Origin of the sequence: Flavobacterium sp. UMI-01 (assembly GCF_019656315.1) — a bacterium.
Lineage (GTDB): Bacteria > Bacteroidota > Bacteroidia > Flavobacteriales > Flavobacteriaceae > Flavobacterium.
On sequence record NZ_BPLU01000003.1, the window covers coordinates 97,622 to 112,249 of the forward strand.

At 34.2% G+C, this 14,628-nt stretch carries 12 protein-coding genes and 3 tRNA genes; 6 read left to right on the forward strand and 9 right to left on the reverse strand.

Annotation, left to right across the window (positions count from 1 at the left end):
• Positions 1-4: 4 nt before the first annotated feature.
• The 3 genes from K5R64_RS01550 to mnmE form a co-directional block, all read right to left on the reverse strand.
• Positions 5-1,024: an efflux RND transporter periplasmic adaptor subunit gene (locus K5R64_RS01550; RefSeq protein WP_220760150.1), complete on the reverse strand. Its 1,020-nt coding sequence runs from the start codon at positions 1,022-1,024 to the stop codon at positions 5-7.
• A gap of 144 nt (positions 1,025-1,168) precedes the next feature.
• Positions 1,169-2,092, reverse strand: a complete 924-nt coding sequence (locus K5R64_RS01555) for an AraC family transcriptional regulator (protein WP_220760152.1) — start codon at positions 2,090-2,092, stop codon at positions 1,169-1,171.
• 417 nt (positions 2,093-2,509) lie between these two features.
• On the reverse strand, positions 2,510-3,910 hold the full coding sequence (gene mnmE, locus K5R64_RS01560; protein WP_220760154.1) for a tRNA uridine-5-carboxymethylaminomethyl(34) synthesis GTPase MnmE: 1,401 nt from the start codon (positions 3,908-3,910) through the stop codon (positions 2,510-2,512).
• A gap of 145 nt (positions 3,911-4,055) precedes the next feature.
• Here mnmE and K5R64_RS01565 point away from each other — a divergent pair, with 145 nt between their 5' ends.
• On the forward strand, positions 4,056-4,886 hold the full coding sequence (locus tag K5R64_RS01565) for a universal stress protein (RefSeq protein WP_220760156.1): 831 nt from the start codon (positions 4,056-4,058) through the stop codon (positions 4,884-4,886).
• 91 nt (positions 4,887-4,977) lie between these two features.
• Positions 4,978-5,811 (forward strand): universal stress protein, encoded by an 834-nt coding sequence (locus K5R64_RS01570; protein WP_220760158.1) that lies wholly within the window; start codon positions 4,978-4,980, stop codon positions 5,809-5,811.
• A 54-nt stretch (positions 5,812-5,865) separates the two neighbouring features.
• Here the strand turns inward: K5R64_RS01570 and K5R64_RS01575 are convergent, their stop codons facing one another.
• Positions 5,866-6,627: a C40 family peptidase gene (locus K5R64_RS01575; protein WP_220760160.1), complete on the reverse strand. Its 762-nt coding sequence runs from the start codon at positions 6,625-6,627 to the stop codon at positions 5,866-5,868.
• Between the two features lie 75 nt (positions 6,628-6,702).
• A complete protein-coding gene (locus tag K5R64_RS01580; protein WP_220760162.1) occupies positions 6,703-7,881 on the reverse strand; it encodes an acetyl-CoA C-acyltransferase in 1,179 nt (392 codons plus the stop codon).
• A gap of 243 nt (positions 7,882-8,124) precedes the next feature.
• Between K5R64_RS01580 and K5R64_RS01585 the strand changes: the two genes are divergently transcribed.
• The 3 genes from K5R64_RS01585 (at position 8,125) to K5R64_RS01595 (ending at position 8,446) form a co-directional block, all read left to right on the forward strand.
• A tRNA-Ser gene (locus K5R64_RS01585) sits at positions 8,125-8,208 on the forward strand.
• 45 nt (positions 8,209-8,253) lie between these two features.
• Positions 8,254-8,328: transfer RNA gene (locus K5R64_RS01590), tRNA-Pro, on the forward strand.
• Positions 8,329-8,372: 44 nt separating this feature from the next.
• A tRNA-Arg gene (locus K5R64_RS01595) sits at positions 8,373-8,446 on the forward strand.
• A 162-nt stretch (positions 8,447-8,608) separates the two neighbouring features.
• Here K5R64_RS01595 and K5R64_RS01600 read toward each other — a convergent pair.
• The 4 genes from K5R64_RS01600 to K5R64_RS01615 form a co-directional block, all read right to left on the reverse strand.
• A complete protein-coding gene (locus tag K5R64_RS01600) occupies positions 8,609-9,271 on the reverse strand; it encodes an alpha/beta hydrolase (RefSeq protein ID WP_220760164.1) in 663 nt (220 codons plus the stop codon).
• 121 nt (positions 9,272-9,392) lie between these two features.
• Positions 9,393-9,716: a DUF4870 domain-containing protein gene (locus tag K5R64_RS01605; protein WP_220760166.1), complete on the reverse strand. Its 324-nt coding sequence runs from the start codon at positions 9,714-9,716 to the stop codon at positions 9,393-9,395.
• Between the two features lie 2 nt (positions 9,717-9,718).
• Positions 9,719-10,975, reverse strand: a complete 1,257-nt coding sequence (locus K5R64_RS01610) for a dihydroorotase family protein (RefSeq protein ID WP_220760168.1) — start codon at positions 10,973-10,975, stop codon at positions 9,719-9,721.
• Between the two features lie 14 nt (positions 10,976-10,989).
• Positions 10,990-12,918, reverse strand: a complete 1,929-nt coding sequence (locus K5R64_RS01615) for a BatA domain-containing protein (RefSeq protein ID WP_220760170.1) — start codon at positions 12,916-12,918, stop codon at positions 10,990-10,992.
• 475 nt (positions 12,919-13,393) lie between these two features.
• Between K5R64_RS01615 and K5R64_RS01620 the strand changes: the two genes are divergently transcribed.
• The gene (locus K5R64_RS01620; protein ID WP_308443145.1) at positions 13,394-14,509 is read left to right on the forward strand and encodes a lactonase family protein; all 1,116 of its coding nucleotides are present in this window, start codon (positions 13,394-13,396) and stop codon (positions 14,507-14,509) included.
• Positions 14,510-14,628 lie beyond the last annotated feature (119 nt).

Genomic DNA, 14,628 nt, shown 5'->3' on the forward strand with positions numbered 1-14,628 from the left:
CTAGTTATAGAGCTACCGTTTGCCCATCTTTTATATCTTTATTTCCAGCGGTAACCAATAAATCGCCTACTGACAACCCATCTGTAACTATGACTTCATTACCTTTAAAACTACCTACAGAAACTCTTTTTTTAATAGCCCTATTATTTTTTACTACATATACATATAGAATGTTATTTGCATCTCTAACAATACTTTCTGAAGGAATTGTAATTACATTTACAGTTTTGTTTGTATTTATTTTTATAGTACTAATCATGCCTGGTAATAATGTATCATCATTATTATCTAGACGTACTTTTACATTAAAGGTTCTTGTTAATGGATCAGCACTAGGGTTTACTATGGCAACCTTACCATAGAAAGATTTGTTTATGGATTCAATATCTACAGAAGCTTCGGTTCCAATTTTAAGTTTTGCTATTTCAGATTCAGCAATTGAAGCTTTTGCATAAACTTTATCAGTTTTCATAATAGTAAAAGCAGGTACACTTGGAGCTGCAGTTGCACCTATTTCTGTTAGTTTTGCTGTGATGATACCTGAAAATGGGGCATAAAGTTTGGTGTCTGCTAAATTTTTAGCTGCTAGATTTTTATTAGCATTTGCTTGTGCTACCGCTACCTTAACTGCTATAAAATCACGTTCTGGCAAACTGTTTTTTTCGTACAAACTTTGTAGTCTTTTAAAGTTATCGTTAGCTTGTTCTAAACCTGCATTTGCAATATCAAATGCGTTTTTGTAATTTATTTGTTCAATTGAAGCTAATAATTGTCCTTTTTTTACTTTTTGTCCTTCTTGAACATTAACTATTGAAATTCTACCAGCAACAGAAAAACCTAAGGACACAGTATTATCTGCTTCAATAGTACCGCTATAATTTAAAACCTCAGGTTCAGTATTTGTATCTATTTTTTTTACAGTAACCTTAGGAATTATGGTTTGTTCGACAGTTTCATTTTCCTTTTTTTCTGAACAACTAACCAATAGGAATACCAGCGTTGTTAAGGTGATCATTTTCTTCATATCTCTTGTTGTATTTTATAATAATTTGTTGGGTACAAAATTCAAATTATCGTTGGAATTACAACAGGTCTATAAAAGGCAGGAATTGGTCTAAATTGATTTTGTTTACTGTAAAAAATAATTTATTAGAGAAAAAAAGAGATTTTATTGGTCTGAATTTGATTTTTCAAATGCAGTTTCTCTATATTTTGAAGGTGAGAATCCGGTATGTTTTTTAAAATATTTACCAAAAAAGGATTGATCGCTAAATTGTAATTCAGTTGCAACTTCTAGAATCGAAAGCGTTTGGTTTTGTAGCAGTAATTTAGCTTCCATAATTACAGCTTCATCAATTAACTGACTTGCATTTTTTTGTGACAAAGATTTTAAAACTTTGGACAAATATCCAGGTGTTACACACAAAATATCTGCATAAAACTGTACCGATCTTTCTTGTTTTATGTTTTCATTTAATAGTTTAATGAAGCGAAGGGCTAATTTTTCTTGCCTTGTTAAATGAACTTCTAGTGTTGGATATTTCGTTTTTAATAATGATCCATAATAATATATCAATAGTTTAAACCCATGTTTAATAATTTCAATATTAAAAGGTTTGGTATTTCCTATAGTGTTGTGGGTTTCTATAATTTTTGAAATATCAATAAAAGTTTTCAAATCAAATTCAGATAACTTTATTTTGGGTATGCTTCTAGCCGTAAAAAAATCTATAGAGTCTAATTCATTTTTATTGATAGCGTTTTTTAAAATATAATCAATATTAAAAGAGATATTTAAAATTTCTAGGTTTTTGCTAATTTCCTGTATATGAATAACAGTTTGCGGATTTATTGCAATAATTTCTAATGCATTAATAGTATAATTAAGCAAATTTAATTGTACCCTTATGTGACCTTTAATCACTAATATAAAAGAAAAAGCATTGGCTCTAAAAGGATATCCTATAGGAATTTCTTTAAATCTACTTTTTGAAAAATGAATGTGTAAACCATTTTCTTCTTGAGGGTTATCTCCAATAATTTCTACCAAATCAGTTAGAGATAGGTTTTTTATCGAAGGATCTGAATTCATTTTTTATATTGTTTTTTTATAGTCAAATATACATTATTAATTAAAAATGAATATTTTGGTAGTTTTTGTTTTTTAGAAAATTAATTGGTATTTATAACTTCACATATACAAAAAAAATGCATTTAACGTGTGTCTTTAGAATCATAATTGGATAAACATACATTGTAACTTACAATTTGAACCAGTAGAATTGAGAAAGACCATTGGCAATAATTGAGTATAGCTTCTTAAATATACATTAACAATTAAACCTTATGATGTTTAATAATGTAATTAATTATAATATTAAGTAGTACTATTTCTTCGCTTTGTATTATGAGAGCTTTTGGGTAAAAAAAAAAAAAAATAAGAAATTGAAAACAATTATATAACCTACATAATAAAAAAGTTATTTGATAATAAATAAAAGAAGTGTAATTACTTTCCGATACAGAAATTAGCAAAAATATTCCCCAATAATTCATCATTAGTAACTTGACCGGTTATCATTCCAAAATGATACAACGCTTCCTTGATGTCAATCGCCATTAGGTCGCTGGAAAGTCCTGTTTCCAGTCCGTATTTTACTTTTGATATTTCGTCCAGTGCTTTAAGTAAAGAGTCGTAATGTCTTGTATTGGTTACGATTGTTTCATTATTACGCAAAGCACCAGTGTTGACAAAAGATAGTAGGGTGTTTTTTAATTCCTCTATACCTGTTTTCTGTTTGGCGGAAATGGTTTCGAGTTGTAGCTTTAAAGTTTCAAGTTGGTTGCGTATGATTTCGACATCTTCAGGAGTAAGTAAATCTACTTTATTGATGATAACGATGAGTGGTTTTTGAGGAAATTTATTCTTAATTTTTTCAATTTCAACTTGAAACTTGAAACCTGAAACCTGTAATTCTTTGGCATCAAGCAAAAGGATTATGAGTTGCGCTTGTTCAATTTTTTCAAATGTTTTTTTGATTCCAATGCTTTCCACTACATCTTTGGTTTCGCGAATTCCAGCCGTATCAATAAATCGGAAACCAATTCCGTTAATTACTAATTCGTCCTCGATAGTATCACGAGTCGTTCCTGCAATGTCTGAAACAATAGCACGTTCCTCGTTCAACAAAGCGTTTAAGAGCGTTGATTTTCCTACGTTAGGCTCACCAACAATCGCTACTGGAATTCCATTTTTGATAACGTTCCCCACGGCAAAGGAATCGATGAGTCGTTTAAGGACAAACTCAATTCGGTTCAAGAGTTCATGAAACTGCGTTCTGTCTGCAAATTCTACATCTTCCTCTGCAAAGTCCAATTCGAGTTCGATAAGCGAAGCAAAGTTTAACAGCTCCTCACGCAGTTTAGCAATTTCGTTCGAGAAACCACCACGCATTTGCTGCATAGCAATTTGGTGACTGGCTTCGTTGTCTGACGAAATCAAATCAGCTACAGCTTCGGCCTGTGAAAGGTCTAGTTTTCCGTTCAAGAAGGCGCGCAAGGTAAATTCTCCCGCATCGGCCATACGACAGCCTTTTCGTAGCAATAATTGGATAATTTGTTGTTGGATATAGGTAGAGCCATGACACGAAATTTCAATCGTATTTTCTCCTGTGTAAGAATTAGGCCCTTTGAAAATAGAGACCAAAACCTCGTCTAATACTTTGGCGCCGTCAACAATATGGCCCAGGTGTAAGGTGTGTGATTTTTGTTTTAGTAAATCTTTCTCTTTAATAGATTTAAAAACAGAATTACCAATATGAATTGCGTCCTGACCTGAAATTCGGATGACGGCAATGGCGCCCGCACCTGACGGGGTAGCTAGTGCCACTATTGAATCGTTGTTAAGCATTTTTATCTGAATTGGTTGCAAAGGTAGTAAAACTATAGTTGTGTTGTAGAATAGAAAATATTTTTCAATTAATTCATTGGTAATTAACGGGTTAAAATTTGTATCTTTATAGGGAGTAAGTGTTTAATTTGTAAAGTTTTTTAAAATGAAACGCATTCTATTTCCCACTGATTTTTCTGAAGTAGCCACGAATGCTTTTGTGCATGCATTGGAATTTGCACATGCTGTAAATGGTGAAATTATAGTATTGCATTCTTACGATTTACCGCCTATTGACGATCAATTTTTTCCTGAAAATTTTAATGAAGTTTATGATACTATGGAGTTGGCTCATTTTGATTTATTTAAAGAAGAAATTCCAAAACTCCGAACATTGATGGAAGAACACCATTATGATACGATAAAAATGACCCACAGATTAATGGAGGGAAATTTGGCAGTTAATATTAAAAAAGCGGTTCAGGATGATGCTATTGATTTGGTTATTATGGGAACTTCAAGTGCTGCGGAATGGGAAGCTGTTTTTGCAGGCTCTAATTCTGGTGCGGTTATTTTGAATTTGAATGTGCCTATGTTGTGTGTGCCGGCTGGAGTTAAATATAAAAAAATACACACTATTGGATTTGTAACTCATTATCGAACTGAAGATTGTAAGGCGTTACAGACTACTATGTCCATTGCCTCCTTGTTAGATGCGAAAGTGAAATGTTTGTATATTAAGAACCATACGACGTTAGTGACATCAGAAGTCATTAGTACTTGGGATAATGAATTCAAAGATGCTCCAGTGACTTTTTTTACTATTCAAAGTGACCAAATCAAACAAGTAACACTTGATTTTATTGCCAATCATCAAATCGATGTTTTGTCGATGTTAACGTATAAAAGTAATTTTTTTGAGGCTATGTTTGTGCCAAGTTATGCTGAAAAAACGCCTTCAGATATCCAAATTCCAGTTTTAGCTTTACATGCTTAATAAAAATACAAAGTATAACTGGGGATTATAGGTAAAAAATCTTATTTTTAAGTTCTATTAATAAATAGTTCACCTTAAAAACAACTGTAGTATGAAACGTATTTTATTTCCAACTGATTTTTCTGATGTGGCCAATAATGCTTTTGTTCACGCATTGGAATTGGCTAAAACTTTGCAAGGGGAGTTGATTGTATTGCATAGTTTTGAGTTGCCTGTTGTGGACAATCAGTTTTTTCCTGAAAATTATATGGTGATTTATGAATCGTTAGAATTGGCGCAATTTGATATGTTCAAAGATGAAATTCCTAAACTCCGTGCGATTGCTCAAGAACGTCAATTGGATAAAATTAAAATGACCCACCGATTGATGGACGGTGATTTGACTTTTAATATTAAAAAAGCCATTATAGAAGATAAAATTGATTTTGTAGTTATGGGAACTTCTGGGGCTAGTGGTTGGCAATCGTTTTTTATGGGAACTAATTCAGGTAATGTAATTACAGAAACTAGTGTGCCTATGCTATGTGTGCCTCATGATGTTCCTTTTAAAAAAGTTCAAACGATAGGCTTTACGACGCGCTTTAGGCCTAAGGATAAAAAAGCCTTAAAGAGTGTAGTGAAAATTGCTCATAAAATGAAGGCGCAAATCAAATGTTTGTATGTTAAAACCAATGAGTCAGATGTAGCTCAAGACACAGTAAAAGAATGGGAATCAGAGTTTGAAAAAGAACCTATAACTTTTTCAGTAATCCCTTCAAACGAAGTTAAGGAAACAATTCTTGATTTTATTTTACAAAAAGACATTGATATGTTAACGATGTTGACGTACAAAAGAGGTTTTTTTGAAAATTTATTTCATTCCAGTTTAACTAAAAAAATTGCAACAGAATATTCTATCCCAGTGCTCGCGATTCCTATTGAATAAGATTTTTTTAAGTGGTATGTTCTCTCTAAAAATAGTATTTATAAAAAAGTGAAATCAAATGATTTTTTTGATGACTCGGAGTTTGTGTGTGTGTCTATTGGTCTCGGGATTGTAAATTCCTAAATGGTCTAAACGGTCGATGCGTACTTTTCCGCTAGCATGAATGATATAATTGTTTTCCATGATGATTCCTACATGAATAATAGTTCCTTCTTCATTATCAAAAAACGCTAAATCACCTGGTTCGCTTTCTTCAATAAAACTTAACGGCTCTCCTTGTGTGGCTTGTTGAGAAGCATCCCTAAGGAGTGAATATCCGTTGAGTTTATACACCATTTGGGTAAAACCTGAACAGTCCACGCCAAAAGGGGTTTTACCACCCCATAAATAAGGAGCATTCAAATACAAATAAGCAGTGTTGATAAGGTTGGTTTTGGATTTGACACCATTTACTTTGGTACCTTCAAATTCATAATTTGCGGTGTTTATTTCGTTGTGATAAAGAAATGAAATAGAAGCTCCTAAGGGAATCGGAATAAGTAAGTTAGTGGGTGTGGTGATGTATTCAATCAAATCGGCGTTCAGAATGATAGTGTCGTTTGAAAGTTGGTTGTAATTGGCTTCCGAAATAAGTTGGCATTGTTTTGAGTCAATCCAGCCTTCGTATTTGTCATATTGTAATTGAATGCGGTACCATTGTTTTTGTTGTTCTAAGACTTTAAAATGTTCTCCAAATAGAACTTGGGAAACAATTTCACTTCTGTCCGACGGTTCAAACCGAAGGGGGATTATAGCCAGATTACAAATTCCGAACATGTATTGTATTTTATAAGTTGAATTCTAAATTTAAATTTGGGCTTGCCACATTAAAATTTAGAAATGATTTTTTATTTATGCTTTTTCAATAATCATTGCCGATGCACCACCGCCACCATTGCAAATGGCAGCAGCGCCTATTTTTCCTTGGTTTTGTTCTAAAACATAGATTAATGTGACCAATATGCGTGCCCCTGAACAACCTAACGGATGACCTAATGAAACCGCGCCACCATTAACATTTATCCTGTCAGGGTTTATAGAAAGGAGTTTAGCATTCGCTAAGGCTACTACTGAAAATGCTTCATTGAATTCAAAATAATCGACCTCTTTTATGGATATGCCTGCTTTGTTCAACGCTTTGGGTAAGGCTTTTGCTGGACTTGTGGTAAACCATTTGGGTTCTTGGGCAGCGTCAGCATAACCTTTGATATAGGCTAGGGGAGTTAATCCTAAATCTGTTGCTTTGGCTTCACTCATCAAAATTAAAGCAGCAGCACCGTCGTTGATGGTTGAAGCATTGGCCGCAGTTACTGTGCCATCAGTTGTAAAAACAGCTCTCAATGTGGGTATTTTATCTAAAATAACGTTTGAGAACTCTTCGTCTTTATCTACAATGATAGGATTTCCTTTCCGTTGGGGAACTGTAACAGGAACGATTTCAGTTTTAAATTTCCCGTTTTCCCATGCCTTTGCAGAGCGAGTATAGGAAGCAATAGCATAAGCATCCTGTTCTTCCCTTGTGATTTGATATTCTGTAGCGCATAAATCGGCACAAACTCCCATAGCTTGCTGATCAAAGGCATCAGTAAGACCATCTTTTTGCAAACCATCAATTAATGTAGCGGGGCCAAATTTAGTTCCGCTACGCAAATGAGTATAATGCGGAATGGCACTCATATTTTCCATACCGCCTGCTACGACAATTTCGGCGTCTCCACAAGCGATGGCTTGCGCTGCCATCATTACGGCTTTCATGCCTGAAGCACACACTTTATTGATTGTGGTACAAGGAATGGTGTTAGGTAAACCAGCAAGTAAGGCTGCTTGTCTAGCAGGGGCTTGTCCTGTTCCTGCTTGCACTACTTGTCCCATATACACTTCGTTAACTAAAGTGGCGTCTAATTGTATTTTGTCCAAAGCACCTTTGATAGCGATTGCACCAAGTTCAGGAGCTGGAATCGTAGAAAGCCCTCCCATAAAACTTCCAATTGGAGTTCTTACAGCAGAAACAATGACAATTTTTGAGTTCATGGCAGTTGATTGTATGGGTTAGCTAAGCAAATTTAATCTTTTTTAGATAATTTTTTGATTTTGATTTAACGATTGTATTATTAAGAAATTTATTTATATTGAAAAAAAGTTCTATATCTTTGATTGTTAATGTGTTTAGCGCGTTTGTAAAAAAAACTATAAAAAAAAGCATCCAAATAGTTGTGAGTATTGCTATGATGTGTTACATTTGCAACCGCAAAACAAGACACGTTCTTTGAGTTTGGAGAGGTGCCAGAGTGGTAATGGAGCAGATTGCTAATCTGTCGACGAGCAATCGTCGCCAGGGTTCGAGTCCCTGTCTCTCCGCATAATTTTAAATTTATTTTGAAATTAGTGTTTTGTTAATTGCTACGGGGTGTAGCGTAGCCCGGTTATCGCGCCTGCTTTGGGAGCAGGAGGCCGCAGGTTCGAATCCTGCCACCCCGACAAATGTGTCTCTGTTTTTAAGCAGGTGACTAAATTGAAATACTGGACGCATAGCTCAGCTGGATAGAGCACCTGCCTTCTAAGCAGGCGGTCGAAGGTTCGAATCCTTCTGCGTTCACAAAAAGCCTTGTAATCTGATGATTATGAGGTTTTTTTGTTTTTAGCTACAATTGAAAATCCATAAAATTTTAATGAGGTTTTGGGTTTTATGCCTAATAAAAAAGAGCTTGACTATAGAAAAGTCAAGCTCTTGGTGTACTTATTTAGTGCTATTTAGAAACTATTTGCTGATTGTATTGTTTTCGAGTAACCAGTTTCTAAAATCATAAAAATTTTGTGGCGCAACACCATGTCCTACGGGATATTCTTTATAAGTGGACTGAATGTTGAGGTTTTTTAAAAATGGGGCTGTTTTACGTGCCCATTCCACTGGAATTACCTGGTCAACTGTTCCGTGTGAATGAAAAATTCTTAGTTGGCTAAAATCGTTTGTTTGATAATTGGGAACTGCGATGTCTTCGTTGGCATATCCACTAAGTGCAATGACATTTTTAATTTTCTCTGGATAGGAAAGTGCAATAGCATAACTCAAAATTGCACCTTGGCTAAAGCCTAATAAACTGATATTATTTGAGTCGATTGCGTAATTCGTTACCAATTCATCAATAAACCGAACAATCACATCTCGTGATTCACGAGCTTGATCCAAGTCTGAAAATTTATTTTCATCTGCATCAAAGTTAATCGCATACCAAGCATAACTCCCGTATTGTAAATCATACGGAGCTTGGGCTGAAACAATATAATATTCTTCTGGAAGTTCTGCTGCAAACGAAAATAAATCGGCTTGATTGCTGCCGTATCCGTGTAACAACAGCAACAAAGGATTTTTATCTGATTTTATTTTGGGTTCTTTGATGAGGTATTCTAGTGATAAGTTCATGGGGATTTTTGGTGTTTTATGTTCAGAATCAATATTTAGTGAGTAGTTGGTGCAATGAATAGTGTTGGTTTGTTTACGTTTTACTTATTACAAAACCTCAATCGCTTTTAATTTTCATTCATTAAATATTTTTGAATATTTTTTGAAATTGTTCTCCAAGTATAGGAATGCATTTCGTTTCACCTTGTAACGCTCCGATAAATCCATATATCCAAAGAATAAAATAGAACAAATAAAAGGCTGATGAAATGGTCCAGCTGTCAAAATAACCAATAAAATACCCGATGAAAAAAAAGGATAAAAAGATACCTAGGGCTTGACGAATATGAAAAGCAGCAAAGGCACTTTTTTTATCGTTATTCATAAAAAGTGCAATTACAGCTCCAATAATGGTAAAGTAACTAATGATGGCTATGTTTTTGCCTTCTTTATCTGAATTTGTCATGTTTACTCATTTATAATTAATTGTCCTTGATTGAAAATTCCGTATGCTTTGCCTTTCATTTTCATTCCTAAAAAAGCAGAGTTTTTGGATTTTGATAAAATTGTTGTGGTTGTAAATGTGCTTTTTCCTTCTGGGGTAAACAAACTCAAGTTTGCTTTTGCACCTACTTCAATTGGAGTGTTTTCGATTCCAAAAGTGTTTTTTCCAGCGGTTAATTTTTCGATTACTACTTCTAGGGGCAATACTGTCAATAAAGCACCAAAGGCACTTTCCAGTCCAATAGTACCGTTTTTAGCCAAATCAAATTCCATTTTTTTATGTTCAATATCGATAGGGTTATGGTCGGAGGTAATCATGTCGATGGTACCGTCTAAAACCCCTTCTAATAATGCTTTTCGATCCATATCAGTACGCAAAGGAGGACTTACTTTAGAGCGACTATCAAATTCTTCTAGTTTTTCGTCAGTAAAGACTAAATGATGAACCGTAACGCTGGCGGTAACCTGCAATCCTTTGGCTTTAGCTTCGCGTATCATTTGTACGGATTTGGCTGTAGAAACCGTAGGAATATGCATTTTTCCACCTGTATAATCTAATAAAAATAAATTACGAGCTATTTGTAGTTCTTCGGCAAGGTTAGGAATACCTTTTAGCCCTAATCGAGTGGAAACGACTCCTTCATTGACTACACCATTCCCTTTAATTTTTTCATCTTGAGGAAAGGCTATTACCAATCCATCAAAATCTTGTACATACTGTAACGCAATTTTTAACATATTAGCATTGTCTTGGCTTTTGTTGTAATCACCAAAAGCAATTGCCCCAGCATTTTTCATATCGTATAATTCAGCTAAATCTTTTCCTTCACTTCCTTTTGTCAATGCACCAATTGGGAAAACTGCTGTTGCATGTCCTAGCGCTTTATTTTTTACAAATAAAATTTGAGATTGATTGTCAATAACGGGAAAAGTATTAGGTTGTAAGGCAATGGCTGTAAAACCACTTTTGGCTGCAACGGTAAGTCCGTTACTTATGGTTTCTCTATCTTCAAAACCAGGCTCTCCAAGAGAAACACTCGAATCAAACCAGCCTTGAGAGAGATGAAGGTTTTCTAATTTTACTTCGCTATAATTATTAGGATTAGAGAGAGCTGTTCCTATTGCCGTGATAGTACCATCTTCGATAATAAGGTCTACTGTTTGGGAATCATAACTACTTTTTGAATCAATAATTTTTGCGTTTCGAATGATTAGTTGCATAGGTGCTGTTTGTTTTATTTCAAAAATCGAATAATTGCCATTTCAGCCAACAGAAAAAGCAGTGCAAAGATAACAAACCATTTCCATATTTGATTGTCACTTCGGTCGGTTTGTAATTGGTTTATCAAAGCCGAAACGGATTCGATAGTTTGGTATTCTGTCAAAAGATTTTTGTTGGGCTGACTGTTTTTACTTTCTGTTCGGTCGTAATTAAAACTAATATTTTCAACGGCAATGGATTTGTTGTTTATTTCAAAATTCCCAGCTTTTTCAGGATAATCATTAAAAAAGAGCAATACATTGTTGTTTTGTGCTTGCTGAACTGGAATAAATTCTTCGTCTTTGTTTTTAACTTTCAAAACGGCATCTTTAGATAGCGTAGTTGCTATCGGATAGGGCTCATTGTCGCCAATAATCCGCGCATGAATCCCATTGTTTTTGTGCCAAGTGGCCATTTTGTAAAAAACAGGCACGATTAATGGAGATTGTTGGAAATTAGTATTTGTTGTGTTTAAAGCTGCCGCAAAAAAGGAAATGGAACCTGTGGGATTGTCAATTGATGTCAAAAAACTACTTCCATCTGAATAATATAAAGCTACAGAATGGTTGTCTTGGATTGTAAAATTGGATTTGGTCCTTGGGAATTGAAAATTAGTAACTTGATTTTCAAAAACCACCGAGAAAATAGGATGAGAAAAATTAATTTTGGTAATTTGTTTTTCTGCATTTTCGATTGATTCTAACTGAATTTTTCCAAGAGTTCTTAAGAAATCATTTAACTGCGGAAATGAAGCCGTTTGAGAAGGTATAATAATCAAATTACCCCCTTTTCCAACAAAAGATTTTAGAGTCGTTTGAAGAGCCGTTGGGATAGTTTCTAGTTCGTTTAAAACGATAGCATCTTGTTGTTCGAGGGTGTTGTAATTGAGTGCGGTTAATGAAAAATTATAGTAATCAAATTCTTCTTGGGTATAAATTCGACTTAAGAATTGGCTTTTCTCGGGAGTTCCAATGCTTATGACACGCAGTTTTTTGGGTTTTAGGATGCTAAAGTAGTAATCATTGTCAAAAGCTAGTCCGTTGTCTTCAACCGAAACTTTACCGTGAAAGGCTTGCTTAGGAATCGTAAAAGGGATGATTTTATGATGTTTGTCCAATTGTACTACCGTTTTAGCAATCAATTTAGCGTCGTTATAAATGGCTATAGAACTGCTTTGATTGTCGTCCCCTTCACTAGAAACGGCGACATTTATTTCGTAAAAATTTTCTAAAGTCTCCTGGATATAAACGCTGTCAACGGCAATGTTGTTTTTTTGTTCTGCTTTAGGAATAACGAAATAGGTATTGTCTTTTGTAGCAATGGATTGCAATTGTTTTTTTTGTAAACCAACAGCATCAGTGATAACAACAAGGTCTTTTTGAAAAGGGGGGTTATGTGATTGTACTTGACTTAAAAGGGCTTCTATTTGAAACGGTACCCCACTGTAACGAATATTTTGTAAGTCCGATTGGATTTCTTTTTTTGTAGTGTTCCAATAAGTTTCGGAATTGGTTAATAAGGAAAACGTAGTTGCTTCTGGTAGTTGTTCCAAAAGATCTTGCACAGCCCGCTTGAGTAGTTCTCCCTTTTGCCCTTTGGCTTGCATACTCAAAGAATTGTCAAGGATAATATATAGGGCATTGCTACTGTTTTTACTATCCTTAGCCTCAAAAAAAGGTTGTGAAAATGCTAAAATTAGAAAAGTGAATAGGAGTAAACGACAACTAAGGAGCAACCATTTTTTGAGTTTAGAACTTTTACGAGTTTGAATCGTTAGCGCTTTTAAAAACCGAACATTGGTGAAATACTCTTTTTTAAAACGTCTTAATTGAAACAAATGAACCAAAATAGGAACAATCAATAAAAACAGAAAGTATAGTAATTCAGGATGTTTAAAGTGCATTTATATCGTGCGTTTACTGTATTGAAATTGGAATGCAAACAGAAATTGATTTCCCAAAAATACAAATTTGTAAGCAGTTTTGAATAGTGAGTGTACTTTTTTGAGAGGATTTTTGATTGTAAAAATAATTTTGTGTAAAACAGCTGTATAAAGTTCAAAAGTGTTTTTTTAAACCATTTAAAATCCCTTCAATGTTGCTTAATGTATTTTTTATAGAATAGCAGTTTTAACTGAAATCGAGCAGTAAAATTCGCAAAAAAATGAAATATTTCATTAAATTAGGGTGTTTACTAAATTTTTTTTGAAGAAAGTAGAATGGGCTGATTTTTGCGTCAGTGCAAACAAAGCTCTAGAGAAATGGTTCAAACTGGAGTAAATACCTGAATTTGAATCGAAATAATGTGAAGTAGATTTTAGCTATGTAATTTGGGGTTAAGTTTAGATTCTGTATTTTTAGCTTTTCTAAAAATATTTAATGATGAAAGCTAAAGGTACAATTCTCTTATTTTTTATGTGTTTGTTTTTTGCTCAAGCACAAAACACCAAACACAACTTACTAATCGGGACTTTTACGAATAAATGCGAAAGCAACGGGGTATATGTGTATGAATTTGATTCTCAAACAGCTGAATTTAAGTTAAAAAGTGAATCCGAAAAAATTGTGAGTCCAGGGTATTTGACGGTTTCTCCTGATAATCAATATGTTTATACGGTGAATTCAGATGGTGCCAATAGTTCGGTTTCAGCTTTTGGGTATGTCGCTGATTCGGGAAAATTGAATTTATTGAACCAAGAAAAAACGACTAGCGAGAACCCTTGTTATATCATCAATGATAACAAAAACGTTATTACAGCCAATTATGGAGGCGGAAGTGTGACTGTTTTTGGCAAAAATAAAAACGGAAGTGTTGGAGCACTCAAACAATTGGTACAACATTCAGGTACAGGGCCTAATAGCAAGCGTCAGGAAAAAGCGCATTTGCACATGGTACAATTTGCTCCTGACCATAAAATGGTATTAGGAACAGATTTAGGAAGTGATAAAGTATATGTTTATGCTTATGCTCCTGATGCTGATAAGCCGTTGACCTTAAAGCAAACTATTGCTGTCAAAGCGGGTAGTGGACCAAGGCATTTTACATTTAGTAATGATGGAAAAAAACTGTATTTATTAGGTGAATTAAATGGTGTCATTAGTGTTTTTAACTATAAAAAAGGAAAGGTTAGTTTGCTTCAAGAGCAATCAGTTGTAGCACCTGATTTCAAAGCTAGCTTTACCGCTGCAGATATTCATATTTCACCAGATGAAAAGTTCTTGTACGCTACTAATAGGGCGGAAGCGAATGATATTAGTTGTTTCAAAATTTTGAAGAACGGTACATTGGAATTTGTTGAACGCGTAGCGACTAGGGGAAATGGTCCCCGTAATTTCGCAATTGACCCTACTGGAAACTTTCTGTTGATAGGGCATCAATTTTCAAATGAAGTAGTAATTTTTAAAAGAGATAAAAACACGGGAAAATTGACTTATTCAGGGCAAAGAATTCCATTGTGTTCTCCTGTTTGTTTGGTATTCACTAAAAACAAATAAAAATTTTAGCAAACAATAGCAGCACAACTAAGAACATTAAGAAAACCAGATAAGGTATGCGTAATGCTACTTCAGGTTTTCTTAATGAGTTTAAAAGTCGAATTATTTTGTGAAACAAG

Bases quoted from the DNA above. Each gene is read 5' to 3' on its own strand.
- K5R64_RS01550 (WP_220760150.1), bottom strand. From the start codon at position 1,024: ATGAAGAAAATGATCACCTTAACAACGCTGGTATTCCTATTGGTTAGT.
- K5R64_RS01555 (WP_220760152.1), bottom strand. From the start codon at position 2,092: ATGAATTCAGATCCTTCGATAAAAAACCTATCTCTAACTGATTTGGTA.
- mnmE (WP_220760154.1), bottom strand. From the start codon at position 3,910: ATGCTTAACAACGATTCAATAGTGGCACTAGCTACCCCGTCAGGTGCG.
- K5R64_RS01565 (WP_220760156.1), top strand. From the start codon at position 4,056: ATGAAACGCATTCTATTTCCCACTGATTTTTCTGAAGTAGCCACGAAT.
- K5R64_RS01570 (WP_220760158.1), top strand. From the start codon at position 4,978: ATGAAACGTATTTTATTTCCAACTGATTTTTCTGATGTGGCCAATAAT.
- K5R64_RS01575 (WP_220760160.1), bottom strand. From the start codon at position 6,627: ATGTTCGGAATTTGTAATCTGGCTATAATCCCCCTTCGGTTTGAACCG.
- K5R64_RS01580 (WP_220760162.1), bottom strand. From the start codon at position 7,881: ATGAACTCAAAAATTGTCATTGTTTCTGCTGTAAGAACTCCAATTGGA.
- K5R64_RS01600 (WP_220760164.1), bottom strand. From the start codon at position 9,271: ATGAACTTATCACTAGAATACCTCATCAAAGAACCCAAAATAAAATCA.
- K5R64_RS01605 (WP_220760166.1), bottom strand. From the start codon at position 9,716: ATGACAAATTCAGATAAAGAAGGCAAAAACATAGCCATCATTAGTTAC.
- K5R64_RS01610 (WP_220760168.1), bottom strand. From the start codon at position 10,975: ATGCAACTAATCATTCGAAACGCAAAAATTATTGATTCAAAAAGTAGT.
- K5R64_RS01615 (WP_220760170.1), bottom strand. From the start codon at position 12,918: ATGCACTTTAAACATCCTGAATTACTATACTTTCTGTTTTTATTGATT.
- K5R64_RS01620 (WP_308443145.1), top strand. From the start codon at position 13,394: ATGATGAAAGCTAAAGGTACAATTCTCTTATTTTTTATGTGTTTGTTT.